Below are 9,423 nucleotides of genomic sequence, written 5' to 3'. Positions count from 1 at the left end.
CGGCCGCCCCCGCGCCGCGGGACGGCCTCGCGGCGCCCCTGCCCGACGTGCCGCGCGGGCCCGCCGTGGAGCGCCCCTCCCCGCCCCCGCCGCGCGGCGAGCTCGGCGCGGCCACCGTCCCGCGGCTCCTGGTGGCGCTGCACGTCGGCCAGGCGACGGGCGCCCTCACGCTGACGCGGGGGCCGGTGAAGAAGATCCTCGTCGTCGAGCGCGGCGCGCCCGTCTACGCCGCGTCGAACGTGGCCGGCGAGCGGCTGGCCGCGCTCTGCGTGCGCCGCGGCGTGCTGAGCGCCGAGCGGCTCGAGGCGCTGCGCCGCTCGGCGCCGGCGGCCCGCACCGCCGACCTGCTCGGGCGCGCCGGGCTCCTCGGGCCGGAGCGCCGGGCCGAGCTCGTGACGGGGCAGATCCGGGCCGTCGCCTGGTCCGCGTTCGAGTGGCGCCAGGGCACCTACGCCTTCCAGCTCGGGCGCCCGCCCGCGGCCCTCGTGCCGGTGAAGCTCGCGATGGCGGATCTGGTCCTCGAGGGCGTCCTCCGGACCGCGACGCTGCCGCGGCTCCGGGCCGAGCTCCCGGCGGAGGTGCACCTCGCGCCGCCGCCCGATCCCGCCTTCGAGCTCTACGCGCTCCGCCTCCGCCCCGCCGACGCGCACCTCCTGACGCTCGCCGACGGGACGAAGAGCGTGGCCGACCTCGTGCGCCTCTCGGACCGGCCGGAGCGAGACACGCTGGCGTTCCTGCACGCGTGCCGGGTGATGCGGGTGCTCGACGCGGTCGAGCGGGTGCTCGCCTCGACGCGGCGCATGGGCTTCCTGTAGCCGGCGCGGCCGGTCCTCACCCCTTCGCGGCCGGCCGCCAGCGGCATTCGCGCAGCCCCCCTTGCGACGAAGGCCGCCAAAGGCTATTAGTTTCGGCCCTTTGGAACTCGGAGTCCCATGACACCTCGCGAGCAGATTCGTAACGTGGCGATCGTCGCCCACGTCGACCACGGCAAGACCACCCTCGTAGACTTCATGCTGCGCCAGGCCGGCGTCTTCCGCGCCAACGAGCAGGTGGTCGAGCGGGTGATGGACTCGAACGACCTCGAGCGCGAGAAGGGCATCACCATCCTCGCGAAGAACACGGCCGTCACCTACGACGGCGTGAAGATCAACATCGTGGACACCCCCGGCCACGCCGACTTCGGCGGCGAGGTCGAGCGCGCCCTCCGGCTCGTGGACGGCGTGCTGCTGCTCGTGGACGCCGCGGAGGGGCCGCTCCCGCAGACGCGCTTCGTGCTCTCGAAGGCGCTCGCGCTCGGGCTCCCGTCGGTGCTCGTCATCAACAAGGTGGACCGCCAGGACGCGCGGGCGAAGGAGGTCCTCGACCTCGTCTACTCGCTCTACATCGACCTCGGCGCCAACGAGCGCCAGATCGACTTCCCGGTGATCTACGCGATCGCCCGCGAGGGCAAGGCGGCCCACACGGTCCAGGGGGCCTTCGAGGCCGACTCGCTGAAGCCGCTCTTCGAGGCGATCCTGCAGCACGTGCCGCCCCCGCCCGCCAGCGAGGGCACGCACCTCCAGATGCTCGTGGACAACCTGGACTACGACGACTACGTGGGCCGCCTCGCCATCGGCCGCGTCGCGTCCGGCGTCATCCAGGAGGGCCAGGCCATCGCGGTGATGCGCGAGGAGGGCAAGATCGTCCCGGCGAAGGTGGTCCGCCTGTACGGCTACGACGGCCTCAAGCGCGTCGAGGTGAAGGACGCCGGCCCCGGCGAGATCGTCTGCATCGCCGGCGCCGAGGAGATCGGCATCGGCGACACCATCGCCGACCCCGCGAACCCGGTGGCGCTCCCGCGCATCAGCGTGGAGGAGCCCACGATGTCGATGGTGTTCCGGGTGAACGACGGCCCCTTCGCCGGCAAGGAGGGGAAGTACATCACGAGCCGGAACATCCGCGAGCGGCTCTACCGCGAGGCGTTCCGGAACGTGTCGATCCGGGTCGAGGACACCGAGACCCCCGACGCCTTCAAGGTGGTCGGCCGCGGCGAGCTCCAGCTCGCCGTGATCGTGGAGAACATGCGCCGCGAGGGCTACGAGCTGACCGTCTCGAACCCCGAGCCGATCCTCCGGACCATCGACGGCGAGGTCCACGAGCCGATGGAGCTGCTCGTGTGCGACCTGCCGAACGACGGCGTGGGCGGCGTCACCCAGAGCATGGGCACGCGCAAGGGCCGGATGGTGGACATGCAGCCCATCGGCTCGGGCCGCACCCGCCTCCAGTTCCGCGTCCCCGCGCGCGGCCTGATCGGCTTCCGCGGCGAGTTCCTCACCCTCACCCGCGGCGAGGGGATCATGTCCTCGCAGTTCGACGGCTACGAGCCGTGGCAGGGGCGGATCGAGAAGCGGAAGACCGGGGCCATCGTCGCCGACCGGGTCGGCGAGGTGATCGCCTACGCCTGCTTCTACGCGCAGGAGCGCGGCGCGCTCTTCGTGAAGCCCGGCGACAAGGTCTACGCCGGGATGATCGTCGGCGAGCACAGCCACGAGAACGACCTCGACTTCAACATCTCGAAGGAGAAGAAGCTCACGAACATCCGCGCCGCCGGCCGGGACGAGAACGTCATCCTGACCCCGCCGCGCGAGATGAGCCTCGAGATGGCGCTCGAGTGGATCGCCGAGGACGAGCTCGTCGAGGTGACGCCCCTGTCCATCCGGCTGCGGAAGAAGGCCCTCGACGCGACCGCCCGGTACAAGCTCGAGCGCGACCGCAAGCGCGGCGACGCCGCGGCGGAGGCGTAGCCGCCCTCCCCGCCCGCCCGAGCGGCTCCGACGCCCCGCCCGGCCCTGCCGCGCGGGGCGTCGCCGTCTCCGGGGTCCCCGCTCGCGCCCAGCGTCGCGAGGCGCACGCCGCGATCGCCGAGCGTGGGCGCACGACGACCGAGCGCGGGCACACGGCGACCGAGCAGCGCCAGGAGGAGTCCGCCGCGACCGGGCGCCGCCGTCGGCCGGCCCGGCGCCTTCGCCCGCCCCGAAAGCGCGAACGCCGCCCCGGTCTCCCGGAGCGGCGTTCGAGTGGTCCCAGCGTGCTGCCGAGGTCGCTAGACCTTCGGCTTGGCCCGCTCGCGGACCTCCTGCTTCTTCTTGATCCGCGGCTGGCCCTTGACCGCCGTGTTCACGAAGAGGAGCCCGTCCGCGTGGCCCGGGACGGCGCCGGAGACGAGGAGGAGGTTCTTGTCGGCCTCGAAGCCGACCACCGTGAGGTTCTGCACGGTGACCTTCTCGTTGCCGTAGTGGCCGGGGAGGTGATGGCCCTTCCACACCTTGCCCGGCGTCTTGCGCTGTCCGACGGCGCCGATGTGCCGGTGGTGCTCGTGCGTCGTGGAGCTGTCGCGCGCCGCGCCCTTCATGTTCCAGCGCTTCATGACGCCGGCGAAGCCGCGGCCCTTCGTGATGCCGGCGACGTCGATCCGCTGGTTCTGCTTGAAGACCTTGTCCACCGTGAGGACGTCGCCCGCCTTGAGGTCGCCGAGGAGCTTGGCGTCCTTCACGCGGATCTCCTTCACGTGGCGGAAGATCGGGGTCCCGGCCTTCTTGAAGACGCCCACCTCGGCCTTGCTGAGCCGGTGCGCGTGCTTCTCGTCCACGGGCCCGTAGCCGAGCACGACGGCGTCGTAGCCGTCCTTCTCCGCCGTCTTCCGGCGGACCACCGTGCACGGGCCCGCCTCGAGCACCGTCACGGGCACGCAGTCACCCTCGGGGGTGAAGATCTGCGTCATCCCTACCTTCTTCGCCAACAGTCCGGTCGCCATGACACCTCGCATTGGTCCGCCGCGCGTCGAGAGGGCCGCGGAGGACGTGCAGTTGGAAGGTCGGCCTTCTACCCGTCGCGGCCGCCGAAGTCAAGGGAACACCGCGGAACCAGGGCGGTTCGTCACGCGGGCGACGGCGACGCGCCCGCGACGTCCGACACGCGCGAGAGCAGTGCGTCGATGTCGAAGGGCTTCGCCAGGAACCCGGCGGCGCCGAGCGCCGCGGCGCGCTGCGGGTTCCCGTCCGCCGAGATCACGACGATCGGGACGCTCCGAGCGAGCGGCTGCTTGCGGAAGGCGGTCGCGAAGGCGAGCCCGTCCATCACCGGCATCATCAGGTCGAGGAGGATGACCGCCGGGAGCTCTTCGCCGACCCGGTCGAGCGCCTCGAGCCCGTTGCGGGCCCGGGCGACGCGATACCTCTCCCCTTCGAGGATGTCGCAGATGGCGTCGAGGATGTCGGGGTCGTCGTCGACTACGAGGACGAGCGGCGAGCTTCTCATGGATGGGCGCTGGCGTCGGGGCGCGGAGTATAGGCCGGCTCGAGCGGGAGCGTCAGCACGAATGACTCCCCCTCGACGGCTAGTCTCCCGCCCAACGCCAGCGCCGCGCGCCGCACGACCGGCAGCGTCAGCGCGCGTCCCTTCAGATCGCTCGGCGACCCCTTCCGCGGATCCACGAATGCGTCCGGCGTGATCGGCCCCCCCTGGATCGAGAGTGACACCTGCCCGCGCTCCGCCCGGAGCACCACCCGCACGGGCGTGCCTTCGCGCCCCGCGGCCGCGAGGAGCCCGTCGAGCGCGCGGTCGAGCAGCATCCGATCCGCGTGCAGCGTCACGCCCGGGTCGGCGACCACGGTGATCGGTCCAATGTCGCTCGGTCGCCGTCCGATCGCCTCCTCCACGACCTCGGCCAGGCCGAGAGGCTCCGGCCGGACGACGATGCCCCCGACGTCGAGCCGCTCGGCGAGGAAGTGATCCTCGATGAGCTGGCGCACCCGCGAGAGGGAGCGCAGGCACATCGCGGTGAGCTTCTCGCCGCGCGGTCCACCGCGCTCCTCCGCCCCCATTCGGGACAGGAGCTCGGCGGACCACAAGGCCGTGGAGAGCGGATTCCGGACCTCGTGCGCGACGAACCCGAGGTACCCGCTCCGCGCGTCGTGATCCCGCTGCTCCTGCTCCTCGGGATGACCCCGCCCTGTACCCTCTTTTCCCGACATTGGATCTACCCGTCCGTCGTTGTCCGCTCGGGTGCAGCCGCTCACGTTGGGGAGGCAGCCGGCCATCCGCAAGTGGGTACTTGGGGCCCTGAGTTGGGGGCCCTGACCAGGCACCTTGAAAGACTTACAGGCCAAAATCCCAAGCGGAGGGGGACTTCCAGCATGACCCTGTAATGATTATAGACTTCTGCTCAGACCTCCGCACGCCGCCCACCAGCCAACCAAGCGAATTCAGGCAGCAATCCATTCGGGTGCCCGGCGGCACGTCCATTGCTAAAAGCTAGAGACTCGGCGACGAAGTACCACCTGGAGGTCAGATGAACCGGCAGCCCTACCCGACGGCGATCAGCTCCCTCGAGCTCTACCTCTCGGAGATCAACCGGTATCCGCTGCTGACCGTCGAGGAGGAGCAGCGCCTCGCGCGTGAGTTCCGCAAGGATCTCGACACCCGCGCCGCGCACCGGCTCGTCACCGCGAACCTGCGCTTCGTGGTCAAGGTGGCGTACGAGTACCGGTCCTACGGGCTCAAGATGGCCGACCTCATCCAGGAGGGAAACATCGGCCTCATGAAGGCGGTGCAGAAGTTCGACCCGGACAAGGGCATCCGCCTCATCTCGTACGCCGTGTGGTGGATCCGGGCGTACATCCAGAACTACATCCTCAAGTCCTGGTCGCTGGTGAAGCTCGGGACCACCCAGGCGCAGCGGAAGCTGTTCTTCTCGCTCGCCCGCACCAAGCGCGAGCTCGACAAGATGTCCAGCGAGCACGGCCTCGACTCCGACGGCCACGACGCGAACAAGGTCGCGAAGAAGCTCCGCGTGAAGCCCGGCGAGGTCCGCGAGATGGAGCAGCGCATGGAGGGGCGCGATCTGTCCCTCGACGCGCCGATGGGGGACGACGGCACCTACAGCCACGTGGACTTCGTGGTCGGGAACGCCCCCGGGCAGGACGACGCGCTCTCCGGCGCCGAGGAGCAGCGGATGGTGCACGGCAAGGTCGGCGAGGCCCTCGCCCACCTCGACCAGCGCGAGCGGTACATCATCGAGATGCGCGTCATGAGCGACCGCCCGCTCACGCTGAAGGAGCTCGGCGAGCACTTCGGGTTCTCCCGCGAGCGCGCCCGCCAGCTCGAGATCCGCGCCAAGGAGAAGCTGAAGCAGGAGCTCCAGCTCCTCGCCGCCGAGATCGAGTGGCCCACCGACGGCGTGCCGGTGGAGATCGACGATCGCGCGATCGCGTGAGCGGCTGCGAACCGTTCCCGAACGCGAACGCGAACCCGGCTCCTCGTCCCCGTCACCCGCTTCCCGTGTCCCCCTGGCCCGGGCCCCGCCGGATCACGGGCTCGGATCACGGGCACCGGACGGCCCCGGGGCACGGATGACGGGTTCGCGTGCGGGTGCGGGTTCGAGGGAAGCGGCTTCCCGCCCGGCCTGAGCGTAGCGGCCGCGGAGTCGAAGGCCGCCCGCGTCGTGAGAGCGGCGGCTCCGTTCATCCCGTTCCTCTTCAGGACCCTACGCCATCCCGTGCTTCTTCAGCCGGTAGCGGAGGGTGTCGCGGGAGACGCCGAGGAGCCGGGCCGCCTTCGACTGGTTGCCGTTCGCCCGCTCCATCGCCTCGGCGATGAGCCGGCGCTCCACGTCGTCGAGCACGAGCCCGTCCTCGGTGACCTGCGGGACGGGCTTGTCCTGCCGCTTCGGCGTGCCGGCGCGGCGGAGCTCCGGGGTCAGGTGCTCGGGGCGAATCTCGTCGGCGCCGGCGTGCAGGATGAACGCGCGCTCCACCACGTTCCGCAGCTCGCGGACGTTCCCCGGCCAGTGATAGGCCTTGAGCATCTCCAGGGCCGGCGCGGAGATCCCCCGCACCTGCCGGCTCATCTCCTGGTTGAACCGGGCGATGAAGTGCGCGGCGAGGGTCGGGACGTCCTCGACGTGCTCGCGGAGCGGCGGCACCACGATCCGGACCACGTTGAGCCGGAAGAACAGGTCCGAGCGGAACCGCCCCTCCGAGACCCGCTCCTCCAGGTCCACGTTGGTCGCGGCGATGACGCGGACGTCCGTGCGGAGCTCCTGGACGCCGCCGACGCGCCGGAAGGTCTTGTTCTCGAGGAGGCGGAGGAGCTTCGCCTGGCCGCCGGGCGGCAGATCGCCGATCTCGTCGAGCATCACCGAGCCGCCCTCGGCGGACTCGAAGAGGCCGCGCTTCTGCGTGTGCGCGTCGGTGAACGCGCCGCGCTCGTGGCCGAACAGCTCCGACTCGAGGAGCTGCTCGGGCAGCGCCGCGCAGTTCACCTGCATGATGGGCTTGTCGGCCCGGCCGCTCTGGAAGTGGATCGCGCGGGCGACCACCTCCTTGCCGGAGCCGCTCTCGCCCTCGATGAGCACGGTGGTCGTGTCGCTCGAGGCGAGGCGCGAGATCATGTTCCGGAGCTGCTCCATCGCCGCCGAGCCGCCCACGATCGCCTCGAGGGCGCTCGCGCCCCGCTTGTCGCTCGTGAGCGTCGCGATCTGGCGCCGCGTCCGCGCGCCGGCGAGCGCGCGCTCCACCGCGGCGTCGAGCTGCTGGAACGGGAACGGCTTCACGAGGAAGTCGATGGCGCCGTGCTTCATCGCCTCGACCGCCACGTCCACCGTGGAGTGCGCGGACATCATGAGGACCGCGACGTCCGGGTGGATCGCGAGCGCGCGCTGGAGCGTCTGCACGCCGTCGATGCCGGGGAGCCGCACGTCGAGGAGCATCAGGTCGGGCGGCGTCGCCCCGACCATCTCGAGGGCCTGCTCGCCGGACTCGGCCGAGAGCACCTCGTAGCCGTCGCGCTGGAGGCGCTCGGCGACGGACCAGCGGATGAGCTTCTCGTCGTCGACCACGAGGATGCGGGCCGAAGCGTCGGTCATGCGGCATGCTCCGCGGCGCGCCCCTCGGGGCGCGCCTGCTGCAGGGTCACGGTGAAGACGGTGCCGCCCTCGGGCGGGCACCGGTAGCCGATGTGGCCGCCGTGCTCTGCCACGATCCGAGCGCTGATCGCCAGCCCCAAACCGTTTCCCTCGCGCTTCGTCGTGAAGAAAGGCTTGAACACCTGGCCCCGGACGTCGGCCGGGATGCCCGGCCCCGAGTCCTCGATGTCCACCGCGACCGCGCCGTCGGCCGCCCTGGAACGGACGGTGAGCGTCCCGCCCGCGCCCCGCGCGCTCATGGCCTGACACGCGTTGAGGCAGACGTTCAGGAAGACCTGCTCGAGCTGCGACGGGTCGGCCAGGGCCCGCGGCAGGTCCGGCGCGAGCGCCGACCCGAGCTGGATGCCGCCGTTGCGGGACTGCTGCCGGATGAGGAAGAGCACCTTCTCGATGGACGCGTTCACGTCCGTCGAGCGGAGCTTCGCCTTGGGCGGTCGGGCGAAGCTGAGCAGGCTCTCCATGGTGTTCGTGAGACGGCTCACCTGGTGCTGCATCTCGCGGACGATCTCGCCGTGCCGCGGATCCCCGGAGAGATCCTCCGCGAGCAGCTCGAGGGCGCCCGAGAGCCCCGCGAGCGGGTTCTTGATCTCGTGCGCGAGCCCGGTCGCGACCTCCCCCACCGCGGCGAAGCGGTCGGCGCGCACCATGCGCTCGCGGTAGAACGCCTCGAGCTCGGCCTGGCTCCGACGCAGCGCGGTGAGCGTGGCCTCGAAGCCGCGCGCGGCGACGCCCACCTCGTCCGGTCGCCCCTCGTCGGCGCGGACGGTGAGCTCCCCGGCCTCCGCGCGCTTCATGGAGGCGACGAGCCGCTGGAGCGGGGAGACCGCCTCGCGCCCGAGCAGCCAGAGCAGGATCCCGAGGAGGCACACGAACGCCGCGGCCGCCGAGAAGGACATCGTCTTCGCGAGCTGCTCCTGCGACGAGACGACCGGCTCGCGGCTGAAGCGCAGGTCGAGCCATCCGTTCAGCGGCTGGCGCGGGTCGTGACAGCGGATGCAGGTCTCCCCGTTCACGAGCGGCTGGAGGACGGCGTACTGCCCCTCCTGGCCGCCCGGGCTCGGCATGACCTCGGCCCGGGACACGCGGTGGATCTCTTCCCAGGGCACCCGGCCGAGGAGGCCGGGGCTCGAGGACACCGAGACCACGCCGCCCGGGTTGATGAGGCTCGCCGAGATGAGGTCGCTCCGGTGCGCGACGAGGGCGTCGAGGAGCCCCGAGACATCCTGCGGTCGCCCGGCGAGCATCACGTTGGAGACGCCCGACGCGACCATGCGCGCGAAGATCTGGGCGCGCTCCTCCCGGCCCTGCTCCATGTCGGAGCCGTAGAAGTGCACCGCCGCGGCGACCATCGCGGCGAGGGTCAGCGCGAACAGGAGCGCCGTCGGCACGAGGATCCGTGCGCGCAGGCTCCCGTCCAGCTCGTGATAGACGCGCCTCAGGACGTTCATGCGCGGCCTATC

Annotated in this window: 8 protein-coding genes; 3 read left to right on the top strand and 5 right to left on the bottom strand. The window is 71.4% G+C overall.

Annotated features, from left to right (window positions below; genetic code table 11):
• Positions 1-815: DUF4388 domain-containing protein (locus tag MNZ27_RS04305; RefSeq protein WP_242392803.1), on the top strand; the 815-nt coding region annotated here is incomplete at its 5' end.
• 117 nt (positions 816-932) lie between these two features.
• Positions 933-2,783 carry a translational GTPase TypA gene (typA, locus tag MNZ27_RS04300; protein ID WP_242392802.1) on the top strand — a complete coding sequence of 617 codons (1,851 nt, stop codon included), beginning with the start codon at positions 933-935 and terminating at the stop codon, positions 2,781-2,783.
• A gap of 299 nt (positions 2,784-3,082) precedes the next feature.
• Here the strand turns inward: typA and rplC are convergent, their stop codons facing one another.
• From rplC to MNZ27_RS04285, 3 genes are all read right to left on the bottom strand, one after another.
• Positions 3,083-3,793, bottom strand: a complete 711-nt coding sequence (gene rplC / locus MNZ27_RS04295; protein WP_242392801.1) for a 50S ribosomal protein L3 — start codon at positions 3,791-3,793, stop codon at positions 3,083-3,085.
• 122 nt (positions 3,794-3,915) lie between these two features.
• The gene (locus tag MNZ27_RS04290; RefSeq protein ID WP_242392800.1) at positions 3,916-4,296 is read right to left on the bottom strand and encodes a response regulator; all 381 of its coding nucleotides are present in this window, start codon (positions 4,294-4,296) and stop codon (positions 3,916-3,918) included.
• Positions 4,293-5,012, bottom strand: coding sequence for a sensor histidine kinase (locus MNZ27_RS04285; RefSeq protein ID WP_242392799.1), 720 nt, complete (start codon positions 5,010-5,012; stop codon positions 4,293-4,295). Before MNZ27_RS04285 ends, MNZ27_RS04290 begins: the two co-directional genes overlap by 4 nt.
• A 317-nt stretch (positions 5,013-5,329) precedes the next feature.
• Between MNZ27_RS04285 and rpoH the strand changes: the two genes are divergently transcribed.
• Complete coding sequence (rpoH, locus tag MNZ27_RS04280) at positions 5,330-6,253, top strand: RNA polymerase sigma factor RpoH (RefSeq protein WP_242392798.1); 924 nt, start codon at positions 5,330-5,332, stop codon at positions 6,251-6,253.
• Positions 6,254-6,523: 270 nt separating this feature from the next.
• Here the strand turns inward: rpoH and MNZ27_RS04275 are convergent, their stop codons facing one another.
• A complete protein-coding gene (locus tag MNZ27_RS04275) occupies positions 6,524-7,903 on the bottom strand; it encodes a sigma-54-dependent transcriptional regulator (protein WP_242392797.1) in 1,380 nt (459 codons plus the stop codon).
• The gene (locus MNZ27_RS04270; protein ID WP_242392796.1) at positions 7,900-9,411 is read right to left on the bottom strand and encodes a HAMP domain-containing sensor histidine kinase; all 1,512 of its coding nucleotides are present in this window, start codon (positions 9,409-9,411) and stop codon (positions 7,900-7,902) included. The genes MNZ27_RS04275 and MNZ27_RS04270 overlap by 4 nt, the downstream gene beginning before the upstream one ends.
• Positions 9,412-9,423 lie beyond the last annotated feature (12 nt).

It is taken from the genome of Anaeromyxobacter oryzisoli, assembly GCF_022690765.1.
Taxonomy (GTDB): domain Bacteria; phylum Myxococcota; class Myxococcia; order Myxococcales; family Anaeromyxobacteraceae; genus Anaeromyxobacter; species Anaeromyxobacter oryzisoli.
This window is presented reverse-complemented; position numbering and strand designations above follow the sequence as displayed.

What these genes read in the sequence shown, in the direction of transcription:
- typA (WP_242392802.1), top strand. Translation starts at nt 933, where the DNA reads ATGACACCTCGCGAGCAGATTCGTAACGTGGCGATCGTCGCCCACGTC.
- rplC (WP_242392801.1), bottom strand. Translation starts at nt 3,793, where the DNA reads ATGGCGACCGGACTGTTGGCGAAGAAGGTAGGGATGACGCAGATCTTC.
- MNZ27_RS04290 (WP_242392800.1), bottom strand. Translation starts at nt 4,296, where the DNA reads ATGAGAAGCTCGCCGCTCGTCCTCGTAGTCGACGACGACCCCGACATC.
- MNZ27_RS04285 (WP_242392799.1), bottom strand. Translation starts at nt 5,012, where the DNA reads ATGTCGGGAAAAGAGGGTACAGGGCGGGGTCATCCCGAGGAGCAGGAG.
- rpoH (WP_242392798.1), top strand. Translation starts at nt 5,330, where the DNA reads ATGAACCGGCAGCCCTACCCGACGGCGATCAGCTCCCTCGAGCTCTAC.
- MNZ27_RS04275 (WP_242392797.1), bottom strand. Translation starts at nt 7,903, where the DNA reads ATGACCGACGCTTCGGCCCGCATCCTCGTGGTCGACGACGAGAAGCTC.
- MNZ27_RS04270 (WP_242392796.1), bottom strand. Translation starts at nt 9,411, where the DNA reads ATGAACGTCCTGAGGCGCGTCTATCACGAGCTGGACGGGAGCCTGCGC.